General features: G+C 36.9%; 16 protein-coding genes. 4 read left to right on the top strand and 12 right to left on the bottom strand.

Going from position 1 to position 13761, the window contains the following annotated elements:
• Positions 1–52: 52 nt before the first annotated feature.
• The 5 genes from CRO54_RS14000 to CRO54_RS13980 are packed head-to-tail and all read right to left on the bottom strand — an operon-like array spanning position 53 to position 2708.
• Positions 53–523: a hypothetical protein gene (locus CRO54_RS14000; protein WP_097132698.1), complete on the bottom strand. Its 471-nt coding sequence runs from the start codon at positions 521–523 to the stop codon at positions 53–55.
• A 56-nt stretch (positions 524–579) separates the two neighbouring features.
• The gene (locus CRO54_RS13995) at positions 580–1317 is read right to left on the bottom strand and encodes an SDR family NAD(P)-dependent oxidoreductase (RefSeq protein ID WP_097132697.1); all 738 of its coding nucleotides are present in this window, start codon (positions 1315–1317) and stop codon (positions 580–582) included.
• Positions 1318–1752, bottom strand: coding sequence for a DUF6691 family protein (locus CRO54_RS13990; RefSeq protein ID WP_097132696.1), 435 nt, complete (start codon positions 1750–1752; stop codon positions 1318–1320). It abuts the gene before it with no gap.
• Between the two features lie 2 nt (positions 1753–1754).
• Positions 1755–2318 (bottom strand): YeeE/YedE family protein, encoded by a 564-nt coding sequence (locus tag CRO54_RS13985; protein ID WP_097132695.1) that lies wholly within the window; start codon positions 2316–2318, stop codon positions 1755–1757.
• Between the two features lie 42 nt (positions 2319–2360).
• Positions 2361–2708 (bottom strand): hypothetical protein, encoded by a 348-nt coding sequence (locus CRO54_RS13980; RefSeq protein WP_097132694.1) that lies wholly within the window; start codon positions 2706–2708, stop codon positions 2361–2363.
• Positions 2709–3135: 427 nt separating this feature from the next.
• Between CRO54_RS13980 and eno the strand changes: the two genes are divergently transcribed.
• The 3 genes from eno to CRO54_RS13965 all read left to right on the top strand — a co-directional run bounded on the left by eno (position 3136) and on the right by CRO54_RS13965 (position 5492).
• Positions 3136–4431, top strand: a complete 1296-nt coding sequence (gene eno / locus CRO54_RS13975) for a phosphopyruvate hydratase (RefSeq protein ID WP_097132693.1) — start codon at positions 3136–3138, stop codon at positions 4429–4431.
• Positions 4432–4653: 222 nt separating this feature from the next.
• Complete coding sequence (locus CRO54_RS13970) at positions 4654–4953, top strand: FtsB family cell division protein (protein ID WP_097132692.1); 300 nt, start codon at positions 4654–4656, stop codon at positions 4951–4953.
• 41 nt (positions 4954–4994) lie between these two features.
• Complete coding sequence (locus CRO54_RS13965) at positions 4995–5492, top strand: hypothetical protein (RefSeq protein ID WP_097132691.1); 498 nt, start codon at positions 4995–4997, stop codon at positions 5490–5492.
• Between the two features lie 187 nt (positions 5493–5679).
• Here the strand turns inward: CRO54_RS13965 and CRO54_RS13960 are convergent, their stop codons facing one another.
• Both CRO54_RS13960 and CRO54_RS13955 read right to left on the bottom strand, forming a co-directional pair.
• Positions 5680–6291, bottom strand: coding sequence for a trimeric intracellular cation channel family protein (locus CRO54_RS13960; RefSeq protein WP_097132690.1), 612 nt, complete (start codon positions 6289–6291; stop codon positions 5680–5682).
• Complete coding sequence (locus CRO54_RS13955) at positions 6291–8375, bottom strand: hypothetical protein (protein ID WP_097132689.1); 2085 nt, start codon at positions 8373–8375, stop codon at positions 6291–6293. The genes CRO54_RS13960 and CRO54_RS13955 overlap by 1 nt, the downstream gene beginning before the upstream one ends.
• Positions 8376–8556: 181 nt before the next feature.
• Here CRO54_RS13955 and CRO54_RS13950 point away from each other — a divergent pair, with 181 nt between their 5' ends.
• A complete protein-coding gene (locus tag CRO54_RS13950) occupies positions 8557–9294 on the top strand; it encodes a L,D-transpeptidase family protein (protein ID WP_097133101.1) in 738 nt (245 codons plus the stop codon).
• A gap of 576 nt (positions 9295–9870) precedes the next feature.
• Here CRO54_RS13950 and fabG read toward each other — a convergent pair.
• From fabG to CRO54_RS13925, 5 genes are all read right to left on the bottom strand, one after another.
• Entirely contained in the window at positions 9871–10614 is a 744-nt protein-coding gene (gene fabG, locus CRO54_RS13945) for a 3-oxoacyl-[acyl-carrier-protein] reductase (RefSeq protein ID WP_097132688.1), read from the bottom strand.
• A 162-nt stretch (positions 10615–10776) separates the two neighbouring features.
• Positions 10777–11067, bottom strand: coding sequence for a GIY-YIG nuclease family protein (locus CRO54_RS13940; RefSeq protein ID WP_097132687.1), 291 nt, complete (start codon positions 11065–11067; stop codon positions 10777–10779).
• Positions 11068–11205: 138 nt separating this feature from the next.
• Entirely contained in the window at positions 11206–12315 is a 1110-nt protein-coding gene (locus CRO54_RS13935; RefSeq protein WP_097132686.1) for an agmatine deiminase family protein, read from the bottom strand.
• Positions 12315–12668, bottom strand: a complete 354-nt coding sequence (locus CRO54_RS13930; RefSeq protein WP_097132685.1) for a four helix bundle protein — start codon at positions 12666–12668, stop codon at positions 12315–12317. Before CRO54_RS13930 ends, CRO54_RS13935 begins: the two co-directional genes overlap by 1 nt.
• Positions 12669–12758: 90 nt before the next feature.
• A complete protein-coding gene (locus CRO54_RS13925) occupies positions 12759–13634 on the bottom strand; it encodes a carbon-nitrogen hydrolase (RefSeq protein ID WP_097132684.1) in 876 nt (291 codons plus the stop codon).
• Positions 13635–13761 lie beyond the last annotated feature (127 nt).

Raw genomic sequence — 13761 nt, 5'->3', positions numbered from 1 at the left:
CTTAAACTCTGGCTAAAATTACATTTTTGTTACTAGAAGAGTGTTCCTCTAATTATTTACAAACGGTTTTTTCAAAGACAATAGCATTATCAAATGTCACTTTAGACAAGTCTTTAAACCTAACTTTGCCATCTTTTTCTTCCACGTCACCAAATCCTTCCACAAATTGATCACCTTTTTTAAGCAAAACCACTTGACGAACGGATTGTTTTCCTTCCGAATTAAAAGTATAATTAGCAATTAAAGTATCTCCATGCATTTCGCCTTCAATACTGCCCATATTTTTATCTTTTTCGAACCACTTATAATTGAGTTCGCCAGTAGAAACTATACCAGTAGTAATTAAAGTTAACTGCGCAGTATCTTTACCTTTAACATAGGCGTAGCAAGTTTGCTCGGCAACAGGAATATTTGTTGCTGTGGTATCGTTTTTATCTTTTTTCCCAGTTACCTTGGTTCTTTCTTGGCAAGAGAACAAACACGCTGATATGATTAATGCACCAATAATTCTCATTTTTTCCATTTAGTTTTTAGTTGATAAAGAGAACATTGAAATTTGAAAAATGTTTTCGCTTAGATTTAATTACCTCCAACCCTTAAAATAGCACCACTTTGTAAACTCGAATCGTTATCCATCTCGAATATTTTCTTGCCTACAGTTAAAACATCGTTCAAGGCTCCATCTTTCTTAAGGGAAATAAATCGATCAATATCTTTAAAATCACTTTTATTGCTTCGGCGAATTTCTGCTTGCATAGCGGTATCTACCACTCCTGGCGCAATAGCTAAAGCCTTCACGGCATTCTTTCTATCCGCCTGCTCTAACGCAATGGTTTGGGTTAGCATATTAATTGCTGCTTTACTACTACAGTAAATAGACCAACCAAAATAAGGTTTCAATGCTGCGCCAGAAGTAATATTAATAATCGTTTTATCCGATTCCCAATCTTGAAAATAACTGATAAACGCCGAACTCAGTATAAAGGGAACTGCAGCATTTAATTGAATAGTTTGTGCTATCGTTGTTGCATCTAGTTTTTCAAGAGGTCCGATTTTCCCTAAAGTACCCGCATTATTAATCAGGGTAATTTTAGCAACCTTTGTCATATCCAATAGCTTAAAAACTCTTAGCAATTCAAGTTCTATTTTATCAGTCTCGGTTAAATCTAGTTCTATTTGAGTTACTCCTCTTTTGCTCAACTCTATGTTGGTTGTCCTCGAAATCGAAAACACAGTTGTGCCATTAGACAAATAAGCTTCAATAATTCCTTCTCCTATTCCCTTACTGCCTCCAGTAATAATTAGTATTTCTTCCATTTAATGTGGCAATTTATCTTTCATTAATCCATAAAACCAAGTCCCTGCAATTGCGCTTAGCAAAGTAACAACAATTACTGTTGCACCTGTTCCAATTTGTGCAAACAATGGTCCTGGACAAGCGCCTGTCATTGCCCAGCCAAAACCAAAAAGTAGCCCTCCATAAATTTGACCTTTGTTAAATTGCTTTGCCTGTAAGGTAATCGGTTCACCATTTAACGTTTTCACTTTAAACTTTTTAATTAACCATACAGAAATCATCCCCACTAAAACCGCACTTCCAATTACGCCATACATATGAAAAGATTGTAACCTGAACATCTCTTGAATGCGGAACCAACTTACAATCTCCGCTTTCACAAATACGATTCCGAATAAGGCACCCACCAATAAGTATTTTAGGTTAGCCAACCAATTTGTATTTCTATTCTCCATCTTTATAAGGATAAAATGACTGGCAATAAAAGGTTAGCCATCACAAAACCTCCAACCATAAAACAAATGGTGGCAACTAACGATGGCCATTGTAAATTGGACAAGCCCATAATGGCATGACCACTTGTACAACCACCTGCATACCGAGTGCCAAAACCCACCAAAAACCCACCGACTACCATGAGCAAGAATCCTCGAAGAGTTAACAGAGAATTCCAGCTCATTACATCTATTGGCACCAAGTAATTAAAATTAGCAATACGGTATTCACCCAGTTCTTTTACCAGTTTGACATTTACTTGTACTGGATTTGGATCGGCCAAAAATTGTATGGCAATAATACCTCCCAAGAATATACCAAAGACAAAGAATAGATTCCACACTTCCTTTTTCCAATCATACTTAAAAAAATTGATATCAGCAGGGATGCAGGCTGCGCAGATATGTCTTAAGGAAGAACTGATTCCGAAAGATTTGTTGCCTAGAATTAAGAGAGCGGGTACAGTAAGTCCAATCAATGGTCCGGCAATATACCAAGGCCAAGGTTCTTTGATAAAATCTAACATATGCGAAATTTTCTCCCAAAGTTAGAAATCATCACCTAGCTTTTATTCCTTTTTTAACAATATCACATCATCGTTTTGGGCGAACATATATCCATACTCATAACAGAAAACGTAGACATTTCCTGTATCTGCAAGATAATAGTGGGTATGGTAATCGAAATCAAAACCTTTCTTTGCTAAACTATCTTTTTTTACGTTACTATTACCTGCATTGTTCTCATCTTTCAATAATCTTCGGTTTTTATTTAAGATTTGATTGATTTTTTTAACAAATACTCCGTCCTCACTCTTACGTTTATTGTTATAATTATTACGGCATTGATCATCACAAAACTTCTTGTCCGCACGTCCTTTTATCTCGGTGTGGCAATCTAAGCAAATTCGAATCATAGTTATTATATCGGCTTGTACCTAATAAAACTACAAATAAATTTTGTCCTTAAAAGCCGCTAAGGGGGTTTAGTCGAATATAACCGTTTATAAACGGTTAATCTCCGATTACATTTATTGATTAAACGACTTTTGTTAGGAGATAGTTCCCCACTATCTTTTAAGGAAGGATTAGGAAGAGGTGCTCATTGTAAACCCTCACCCAACACAACGTAAAACGTTCTTAATTCAAAAAAATTATCAGTTACCTATGGAGAGGCAGTTTACTGAAAAGTAGCTGCCTTTTTTTATTCCTCAAAATCCAATAAGGCTGATAAAAAAATACCAATTGTTTACCTAAGTTTAAAAAAGTATTATAACTTTGAAAAACCCTGCACTAATTGTATTTTATACACTAAGGGTATTTTTAATTCAAAACAAATATAAAATGAGTTTAATAATCGATGTCCATGCAAGACAGATTCTCGATTCGCGAGGAAATCCTACTATTGAAGTAGAAGTAATGACAGAAAATGGTTTTATGGGCCGTGCTGCTGTTCCATCTGGAGCAAGTACCGGTCAATATGAAGCTGTTGAGTTACGTGATGGCGACAAAAAGACCTATTTAGGTAAAGGTGTTTTAAAAGCAGTAGAAAACGTAAATACTAAAATTGCGAAGGCTTTGCAAGGTGTTGATGTTTTTGAACAAAACTTAATTGATAAATTAATGATAGACCTAGATGGTACCGAAAACAAAGGTAACCTAGGTGCTAACGCAATATTAGGTGTTTCTTTAGCTGTAGCAAAAGCTGCTGCACAAGAAAGCCGCCAACCATTATACCGCTACATTGGCGGGGTAAACGCAAATACTTTACCAATCCCAATGATGAACATCATCAACGGTGGTTCTCACTCTGATGCGCCTATCGCATTCCAAGAGTTTATGATCATGCCAGTTGGTGCTCCTTCTTTCTCTGAGGCTTTACGTTGGGGAACTGAAGTTTTCCATAGCTTAAAAGCAATTCTACACGATAGAGGTTTATCTACCGCAGTAGGTGACGAAGGTGGTTTTGCGCCAACTTTCGATGGTACTGAAGATGCTATTGAGACTGTATTGAAAGCGATCGAAAAAGCAGGTTACAAACCAGGTTCAGAAATTTGTTTAGCATTAGACTGTGCTTCTTCAGAATTCTACAAAGACGGAAAGTACGACTATACGAAGTTTGAAGGTGCTACAGGTGTAATTCGTTCTAGCGAAGAACAGGCTCAATATTTAGCAGATTTAACAGTTAAATATCCAATCATTTCTATTGAAGATGGTATGGATGAGAATGACTGGGACGGCTGGAAAAGCTTAACTGATAAAGTTGGTGCTACTGTACAATTAGTTGGTGACGATTTATTTGTAACTAACGTTAAACGTTTACAACAAGGTATTGATACCAATACTGCAAACTCAATTTTAGTAAAAGTAAACCAAATTGGTTCTTTAACTGAAACTATCAATGCAGTGAGTTTAGCTCAAAACAGTGGCTATACTTCGGTAATGAGCCACCGTTCTGGTGAGACTGAAGATGTTACTATCGCTGATTTAGCTGTTGCCTTAAACTGCGGTCAAATTAAAACTGGTTCAGCTTCTCGTTCAGATAGGATTGCAAAATACAACCAATTGTTACGTATTGAAGAAGAGTTAGGTGAAGCTGCAAGGTTCATCGGCAAAAACTTCAAGTTTGCGAAAAAATAAATTGTGTCTGGCTGCGTCATCCTGAACTCATTGAAGGACAAAGACGTTTCGACAGGCTCAATGTGACACTAGATCAGTGTTAACAAGTTAATAAAATACATTTGTAGAACATCCGAAGATTTAAAACCTTCGGATGTTTTTTATTTTATCGCATTTGAAAAATCGACATTTAAATGTGAGCCACTTACGTATTTTGATTTTTTAATTTTTACTTTTGAATTAATGAAGCGATTAATAGACCTTTTCCGCAATAAATATTTCCTTGCCATTGCCGCATTTGGTGTATGGATGCTTTTTTTCGATAAAAATGATATTATTGCGCAATATGAATACAATGCGCAAGTAAACAAAATGCAGCAGGAAAAAGACTTCTATACTAAAGAGATTGCTTTAGTGAAGAAAGATTTAAAAGAGCTAGATAGCAATTTAAATAGTGCCGAAAAATTTGCTAGAGAGAAATATTTCATGAAAAAGGCAAACGAGGACGTGTTTGTAATTGTGAAAGAAGAAGAGAAAAAATAGCTTCTTTTTTCCTATTTTAGATTGAAATAAAAATTGCTCCCATGAGGAAAACCATTTTTGTATTTTTCCTTTTATTCTCCATTAAAAGTTACGCTTACGGGCAAGAACTTCCCAACCTAAAAACTGTAAAATTAAACAAAAGGGTTAGCTACAAGCAGGCAGAACCTACCGTTATTAAAGTGGTAGCATATCTTTTTAAAACTCCGATAGACAAAAAAAACAAAGCTAGAAATAATGCAGGACAGTTTTTGATAGAGTGGATGAATGGCACTCCCGACTATATTTTTTATCTCGAAGAAAAGGAAACTAGCTTTTTCAATACCGATTCTGATTTGCTGCTGATGTACATGGCGGCATTAACTAAATTCTCACTAGAACATCCAGCAGAAAAAGAAAAGCGAACACAAGCTTTAGGAGCGATGAATATAGTACTTCCCTATCTTTACCAACAAAGTGATAATAAAAGCTGGACAAAAGAGCTTTGGCAGCTTTATGACGCTTCGAAAAACGGGAAGCTGAAGGAGTTTCTTTATCATTAAAGCTTAATGACATTAGAGGGACGTTATGATATCGTCATTTCGACCGCAGCGAAGCGAGCGGAGAATTGCAAAACAACGAAGTTAAATCTTCCTCTTCGTTACGACAGCTTAATAATTCAAAGATTTTACTTCGTAGCGCTTCGGCTGCTCACTATGATCTAAAGAAAGTTAATGATGCATTTCTTAATCAATACCCAAACCTTGGCAAGGCCAACTTATAGCGAACGACAACAACCCTTAAGGTAACGATAAAAACAATCACAACTATCTTGGCGATATCTGCTTTTAAACTCAATTCTAACAAACCAAAATATAATGCACCACCGGCAATGCAGGCGGTAGCATAAATTTCCTTTCTAAAAATTAATGGAATGGTATTTAGCAAGGTATCTCTAATTACCCCTCCAAAACACCCTGTAATTGTACCTAAGGCAACGCACATCCCTGGTTCTAAGCCAAAAACGATGCCTTTTTGCACCCCTACCAAAGTAAACAGGCCCAATCCAAGTGAGTCGAACAGAAACAAGGTTACTTTAAACTTTTTGATTTGATGTTTGAAGAAAAGTGTAAGGATAGACGTAACCAGAATTAGCAGACAGTAATTCACATCACGCATCCAAGCAACTGGCGTATCCCCCAACAATAAATCTCTAACCGTACCACCGCCAATGGAAGTTACAAAAGCGATAATTAACACACCAAAAGGATCTAATCGCTTCTGCACCGCAGCAAATGTACCAGAAATAGCAAAGGAAATAGTTCCTAATACTTCAATGATATCAGTGGTATTAAAATCCATTATGCTTCCCCATTACGTTTTCTAAAAAACCATTCTACAGTCAAGAACACCAAGATAACAGCAAAAATCCATTTTAGGTTAATCATCTCTTCGTATCTTCTGTCTTCATACGTAATGGTTTTCACCTGACCACTCTTCTCCAAATCATCAACAATGTTTAACAGATTTGTTGGCATGTAAATTTTACCTTTCGTTTGCTGCGCAATAGTGTTCAACAACTGATGATTGGCGGTAGTCTGCTGATATTCTGTAATTATTGCATTTACATAAAATGCACCGTTAGCAATGTATTTCTTATCACCTAAACTGGTAGAAGCTGCATAAGTATAATTTCCCTGTGGTAAAGCACCGGCATCTAGCTGATAAGCATTGCCTACTTTTGAGAATGTATAATGATATGCTTTACCTTCCGAATTTTTGATTTGAATCTTTACTTCGGAAGCGTTCACAGGTTCGAAAGCATCATTATACAAAGTTGCATTGAGCAGTACATTTTCGTTTTCTTCGAAAGTACTTTTATTGGTATAAACTTTGAATTTACGCTTATCGTCTTTCACAGCAAGGTACTGTACCGTTTTCGAAATCAGCTCTGCTACCAAGGGATAGCTATTTTCATTTTTTGCTTCTTCCAACTTCCATTTCCAAATCCCCTCTCCTATTAAAAAGCCTAGCTTTCTACCATCTTCTTCTGCAAAAAACAACAAAGGACTTTGCGTATTTACCTTTCCAATTCGTTGATTGAGCACCGCAGTGTAATTCCCTTTAATCATCATATTAGCAAAAGGAATTTGCAGCGGGTCGTAACTATCCAATTGTTTCAGCGCATCCTTATTTAAATTATAAGCAGTAAAGTTTTTCTCATCATATGGAAATACTTCTTGTAAGCTACCATTTGGTCTAGTAAAATTTATTTGAGTCTGAATTTGATTGAAGCTTTGCAGGTTCGTTTGTGCTCCCAGAACAAACCAAGCAGAAATTTTTTGTTGTTTTATTTTGTTAATTAAGGATGTTGCAGAATAATTTGCAGCTGGCAACTGATACAAGATTACCAAATTGTATTTATACACGTCTACACGCTCCAATTCTTCAGCAATTGCAGTACTGACTTCATAGTGTTTATTCAGCTCAATAGCTTGCTTAAAGGTTGCCAAATCTGGATGCGGTATGGCCGAAGCCAACAAAACTTTTTGACGTCCATCAATTACTTCTACAAAAATGGTTTGACTGTTATTTTTGGTCGTGATTTCGTTCTTAACCGTTGAAACATTTACCGTATAACGATGAACCCCAACTTTATTGGCTTTTAGTTTGATTTGAGCATCCTTCACAAAAGAAGTACTGCCAATAGCAAGAGACTGTTCTGCTACCTGCTTACCATTTTCGAGTACAGCCAATTTTACATTTTCGCCCTTGCTTTCAAAAGCTTGTACTTGCACGTCTAAAGTGAATTCATTATCGAGGTAAACGATGTTATTGTAATTTACATTAGCCACCAAAACATCTCTTTTCGGGATGGTATCGCCCATGGCAATGGTGTAAACCGGCGCTTTTATTTTGTTAAGTTCATAGATTGGATTTCCTCCACGGTTGAAAATCCCGTCGCTTGCCATAATTATAGCGCCTACATTTCTGTTCAGTAATTCATCATTCAGTTGGTTTACCAATGCCGTACCGTTACTAATTTGGGCAGTGCCCGTAAACGATAAACCCTGCTTTACACTATCTCCAAAACTGTAGGTTTTTACTTCGTATTTTTCGCTCAATTTATCCGCCAGTTGCCTTAAATCTTGCTCGTATTTTTTGGCATCAAACCCTGATGGCTGTATGGCTTTTACAGATATAGAATTATCGTTTGCAATGACAATAACAGGCTTTTCTGGCGTATGGCTAATGCGACGGACTAAAGGTGCAAGTAGCAAAAACACTAATGCGGCTACTGTTAAAGTTCTAGTAGCAGCTAGCGCACTTCGTAGTTTTTTATCTAGATTCTTATTGGCACCATACAACACCCAAGCATAACCTGCTCCCAAAGCAAGGCAAGCAAGCAAAATAATTAATGTAGAAAACGAAAAGAAACTAGTCATACGCTAATTGTAAAGATGCTATATTTAAGTTAAAAGTTGAAAGGGAAAAGTAAAAAGATTAAAGAACAAGGACCGATTAGAGTACTTATAATCATTAACTTTCAAATTCAAATGAAGTAGTGAACTGATGACTAATGAACCAAGTAAAATTGTAAATTGCCTAAGAAACCAAACTATCTATATGAAATACTTAATTCTATTTATCTCATTAGCAACAATGACCTTACCTATGCAAGCTCAAAAAAGCTTTAAGCAAGAACAGCTGAAGTTTGAACGTGTGAGAACTGCCTACGATTTGAAATGGACACTCTTAGAAAAGGAGCTACAAAAAGCTGGTTTTGGCGATGGATTTGAAATGCTAATGAATGCCTACAAAGCCGAAGGAAAAGTTGAAATTTGGTTAAAGACTGCAAAGCAAGATAAATTCACACTTTTTAAAACTTACAATGCTTGCGCCAAATCTGGCACTTTAGGTCCGAAAGCAATTGAGGGCGATTTACAGACGCCAGAAGGTTTCTATAAAATCAATGTATTTAACCCGATGAGTTTGTACCATCTTTCTTTAGGTGTTGATTATCCTAATGCGGTAGATAAAGCAAGAACCGGAAAAGACAGAAAAACAGGAGGAGATATTTACATTCATGGTGACTGTGTAACCATTGGCTGTATTCCGTTAACGGATGATAAAATTAGGGAAGTTTATGTTTTAGCTGTGGAGGCAAGAAATAGTGGTCAAAAAGATATTCCAGTTTATATTTTTCCTTTTAGGATGACAAATGCGAATATGTCTAAATATTCAAAACAATACCAACAGCATGTAGCATTTTGGAAAACTTTGCAGCTAGGTTTTGATTATTTTGAGAAGAACAAAAAGATGGCAAAAGTAACGCAGGTGGGCGGGAAGTATGTTGTAAAGTAACACTAATTTACAACTTACCCCATATCGCATTAAGATTCCCGCCTACGCGGGAATGACGAGTAGCTAAAACCATCTGCTCTTCTGCTCTTCGGGATTTGCAATCCCGAAGCTGTATCATCGGATTTCTAATCCGAATTAATACAACAGGATTACAAACCGAGCAAAGAGAGTTCATGAAATAATCCTGAGATAAGAAGTTCGACATTACAAATGTCGAGTAGCAGCATTGACGATAGATGTGCGTCCCGTCATGCTGAATTTATTTTACTTTGTAGCTTTTCGCTTCGCTACAGGTCAGCATCAGCTTTATTGGCAAGTGTGGTTGGATTTTGTAAAAAAACCTTTGTTAAATAAGCCCGATTGAAATGAATCCCGATTTTTCATCGGGAGTAATGGAAAGCCGGACTAAAAAAGCCAAGAGCTACTGGCTTTCACTTTCAAATTTTAATATTCATAAAAAATGCATAGCTAATTACAACTATGCATTTTTTTATTGATGAAAGATTGCTTCGTCGTTCCTCCTCGCAATGACGACTAGAATAACTTGCATCTTTTACCTAATTCCTTATCCCTATTTTACAGCATTCCGCCGCAAACAGAAAGCGTTTGTCCGGTTACGTAAGCGCTCATATCTGAAGCTAAAAACACACAAACATTAGCGATATCTTCTGTTTCGCCAGCACGTTTCAATGGAATATCTTTTTCCCAACCAGCAACAACCGCAGGGTCTAAAACCTCTGTCATTTCGGTTTTGATGAAACCTGGCGCAACTACGTTTGCACGGATGTTACGAGAACCCAACTCTTTAGCTACCGATTTGGTAAAGCCGATAATACCCGCTTTTGAAGCCGCATAATTAGCCTGACCAGCATTACCTTGTACACCAACTACAGAACTCATATTAATGAAAACACCTTTACGAGCCTTCATCATTACTTTAGAAGCAGCTTTAGTTACATTGAAGATAGATTTCAAGTTTACGTTAATCACGTCATCCCAATTTTCTTCGCTCATGCGCATCAATAAACCGTCTTTTGTGATCCCAGCATTGTTCACTACGATATCTAAAGCGCCGAAATCAGCAACGATATCGTTGATTAATTGCTCTGCTTCATCAAATTTTGAAGCATCAGAACGGTAACCTTTTACTTGTGTGCCGAAAGCTTGCAATTCTTGCTCTAAAGCTTGTCCTTTTTCTACCGATGATAGATAAGTGAAAGCTACGTTAGCGCCATGTTTTGCAAATTCTTCTGCAATTTTTCTTCCTATTCCTTTTGACGCACCTGTAATTAGTGCTGTTTTTCCTTCTAGTAATTTCATTTTTATTCAGTTTGTCAGTCTGAGCTTGTCGAAGACTAACTTTAGACTTAATATTTATCTTTTTAATATCCTTCGACAGGCTCAGGATGACACCTATTTAAGGAGTTCCTTTAATCCTTAGTGTCGTGGAACAAGTCGTCGAAGACAATTTGCACAAAGTTATTATTTCTTTTTAAGGTTGGATAATCTTTTTACTTCGTCCCAATCTTCATTGAAAAGTGCTTCTTTCTTTTTTCTACTCCAACCCTTCAATTGCTTTTCAAATTCGATGGCTTGCTCTATCAAAGTAAATCGTTGATAATATTTAAGCACTACAGGACGCCGAGTAAAAGTATATGCCTTTGGATCATAACCGCTATCATGTTGCTCAATTCTAATTTCTAAATCATTAGTCACGCCTACATAATAACTTCCATCTGCACATTCTAATATGTAAACGAAGTAATTATGGATATTTGGGATAAAAAATTACTCTTTGGTTTAATACGCTTGTCAGTCTGAGCTTGTCGAAGACTATCATTACTTTTGCATAATCCTTCGACAGGCTCAGGATGACAAAGGCAGTGGTTATTTAACTGTTGGCACTGCAAACTAAACTGCTGGCTCCTGCTGACTTAAACAATGGAAACTACCCAATCCCCAAATGATATCTACCGAGTTGATGCCAACTACAGGTCTATCAGGGAAACAACCTTGAATAATATCTAAAGCTTTTTGGTCGTTCACATCATTAAAAATTGGAACAATTACCGCAGCATTAGCGATGTAAAAATTAGCGTATGAAGCTGGTAAACGGGTGTCGTCGTAGATTACTGGTGACGGCATTGGCAACTCGACAATTTTAAATTTTCTACCATCTAACAAAGTCATTTCCTTTAAACGCTCCAAATTTTCTTTTAACAGCAAGTAGTTTTCGTCTAGCGGATTGCTTTCTACTACCGTCAAAACAGTGTCTTCATTTACAAAACGAGTGATGTCGTCAATGTGGCCATCTGTATCATCTCCAACAATACCATCGCCTACCCATAAAATCTGCTCTGCACCATAAAACTCTTTCAAATAAGTTTCTATCTGCTCTCTGTTTAAATGCGGATTTCTATTTTCGTTCAACAAACAAGCTTCGCTGGTTAAGATAGTTCCTGCACCATTAAACTCCACCGAACCACCTTCCATTACAATATCTGGAGTGAACAATGGTAAGTTGAAATGCTGAGCTATCTTAGTCGGTACTACATCATCTAAATCGTATGGAGGATATTTGTCTCCCCAAGCATTGTAACCCCAATCTACAACTGCTTTTTCGTTTGCTTTTACCACAAATGCAGGTCCGTGGTCGCGACACCAGGCATCGTTAGTTTCGTTAAAATAAAATTCTATTTGACTTAAATCAGCACTCACTTTTTCCAATTCGGCAGTAGCAAAAGTTTTCATTGCCTCATCTTTTACATTGATGCGTACTTTTTCTCCAGTAGCAACAATCTTGATGAACTCACAATAAGGCTGGTAAATAGTTTCAATTTTACCGGGCCAAGAAGCTTCTTTATGCGGCCAGCTTAGCCAAGTAGCTTCATGTTTTGCCCACTCTGCTGGGAATGCAAACCCTTGTTTCTTAGGCGTGTCAGAAAGTTGGAAAGTCGGAAAGTCCGATGATTTGATTCCAGAAGCACGGTGCTCAGACTTATGGTGTGTATACTTAGACATTATTTTAATGATTTTATTAGACCATTTATCATCACTAACACCTCTTCGCAAGAAGCATAGAGCTTTGTAAAATGTTCTTCCTGTAAATATTTTCTACGTTTGGCAAGGTGTAAGCAACCCACTACTTCAATATCAGAACGTAATGCATATCGTAAAAATCTGGTGAATTCTGCATTACTCTGACCTGTACTTCCTTCAGCAATATTTAAAGAGATTGAGTCTGCGGCCCTTTTAATTTGCGATGTTAGAATAAATAGTTCTTCTTTTGGAAATGTCTTTGTTAATTTATCAATTTCGTCAGCTAAGTCTAGCGATTTTTGCCAAACTTTTAGTTTTTCAAATTTAAATGACATAAGTTATTATTTCTAAGGTAAACTGAAATATACAAATTGTCTTTGAAAATCTCTTTCGGACTTACGGACTAAAAACTTGCGGACTTCCTTTTAATCCTCGTCTATATATCTCTTCGTAATTGGCTGATACGAATCAATTCTTCTATCTCTCAAGAAAGGCCAGTGTTTGCGGATATAATCACTTTGCTTCAAGTCGATATCTACTACTGTGGTTTCTTCTTTATCATGTGATGCCAAGTACAATAATTTGCCTTGCGCATTGGTTGCGAAACTTCCTCCCCAAAACTTCATACGTCCTTCTTGCTCGAAACCCACACGATTTACGCTGATTACCGGTAATCCATTAGCTACCGAATGCGAACGTTGGATGGTTTGCCAAGCATTGTATTGATCTTCGTTGGTTTCTTCGTCTTGTGTGGTATCCCAACCAATAGCTGTAGGATAAAACATGATATCGGCACCCATTAATGCTGTAATACGCGACGCTTCTGGGTACCACTGATCCCAACAGATTAAAATACCGATGGTTGCAAATTTAGTTTTGAAAACTTTATAACCTAAATCGCCTGGTGTGAAGTAAAATTTCTCGTAATAAGCAGGGTCATCAGGGATGTGCATTTTGCGATATTTACCTAAATAACTACCATCAGCATCTAAAACTGCAGTGGTATTGTGGTATAAACCTTCTGCACGTTTTTCGAATAACGAAGCAATAATTACTACGCCCAATTCTTTGGCTACCGTCTGCAAAGCATCTGTAGATGGACCAGGGATTTTCTCCGCCAAATCGAAATTATCGTAATCTTCTACGTCACAGAAGTAAAGCGACGTAAAAAGCTCTTGCAAACACACAATTTGAGCACCTTTTGCAGCTGCTTCCCTCACTTGTGCAATCGCTTTATCTAAGTTTTCCTGCTTATTGGCAGTACAGGTCATCTGTACCATTCCTACTTTTACTTTGCTCATTCTTTAAAAGATATTAGTATTTAGTATTTAAATGCGAAGCATCTATACACTCATTATCTCAAACAATTTTGAAACCGCAAAGTTAGTAAAAACGCCGATAATTTATAGAAAAGCAGTGCTTATGCTG

The organism is Pedobacter xixiisoli (assembly GCF_900215335.1).
GTDB lineage: Bacteria > Bacteroidota > Bacteroidia > Sphingobacteriales > Sphingobacteriaceae > Pedobacter > Pedobacter xixiisoli.
The sequence above is the reverse complement of the archived record's forward strand: the minus strand, read 5'-3'. Positions and strand labels throughout refer to the sequence as shown.

Bases quoted from the DNA above. Each gene is read 5' to 3' on its own strand.
- CRO54_RS14000 (WP_097132698.1), bottom strand. From the start codon at position 523: ATGGAAAAAATGAGAATTATTGGTGCATTAATCATATCAGCGTGTTTG.
- CRO54_RS13995 (WP_097132697.1), bottom strand. From the start codon at position 1,317: ATGGAAGAAATACTAATTATTACTGGAGGCAGTAAGGGAATAGGAGAA.
- CRO54_RS13990 (WP_097132696.1), bottom strand. From the start codon at position 1,752: ATGGAGAATAGAAATACAAATTGGTTGGCTAACCTAAAATACTTATTG.
- CRO54_RS13985 (WP_097132695.1), bottom strand. From the start codon at position 2,318: ATGTTAGATTTTATCAAAGAACCTTGGCCTTGGTATATTGCCGGACCA.
- CRO54_RS13980 (WP_097132694.1), bottom strand. From the start codon at position 2,708: ATGATTCGAATTTGCTTAGATTGCCACACCGAGATAAAAGGACGTGCG.
- eno (WP_097132693.1), top strand. From the start codon at position 3,136: ATGAGTTTAATAATCGATGTCCATGCAAGACAGATTCTCGATTCGCGA.
- CRO54_RS13970 (WP_097132692.1), top strand. From the start codon at position 4,654: ATGAAGCGATTAATAGACCTTTTCCGCAATAAATATTTCCTTGCCATT.
- CRO54_RS13965 (WP_097132691.1), top strand. From the start codon at position 4,995: ATGAGGAAAACCATTTTTGTATTTTTCCTTTTATTCTCCATTAAAAGT.
- CRO54_RS13960 (WP_097132690.1), bottom strand. From the start codon at position 6,291: ATGGATTTTAATACCACTGATATCATTGAAGTATTAGGAACTATTTCC.
- CRO54_RS13955 (WP_097132689.1), bottom strand. From the start codon at position 8,375: ATGACTAGTTTCTTTTCGTTTTCTACATTAATTATTTTGCTTGCTTGC.
- CRO54_RS13950 (WP_097133101.1), top strand. From the start codon at position 8,557: ATGAAATACTTAATTCTATTTATCTCATTAGCAACAATGACCTTACCT.
- fabG (WP_097132688.1), bottom strand. From the start codon at position 10,614: ATGAAATTACTAGAAGGAAAAACAGCACTAATTACAGGTGCGTCAAAA.
- CRO54_RS13935 (WP_097132686.1), bottom strand. From the start codon at position 12,315: ATGTCTAAGTATACACACCATAAGTCTGAGCACCGTGCTTCTGGAATC.
- CRO54_RS13930 (WP_097132685.1), bottom strand. From the start codon at position 12,668: ATGTCATTTAAATTTGAAAAACTAAAAGTTTGGCAAAAATCGCTAGAC.
- CRO54_RS13925 (WP_097132684.1), bottom strand. From the start codon at position 13,634: ATGAGCAAAGTAAAAGTAGGAATGGTACAGATGACCTGTACTGCCAAT.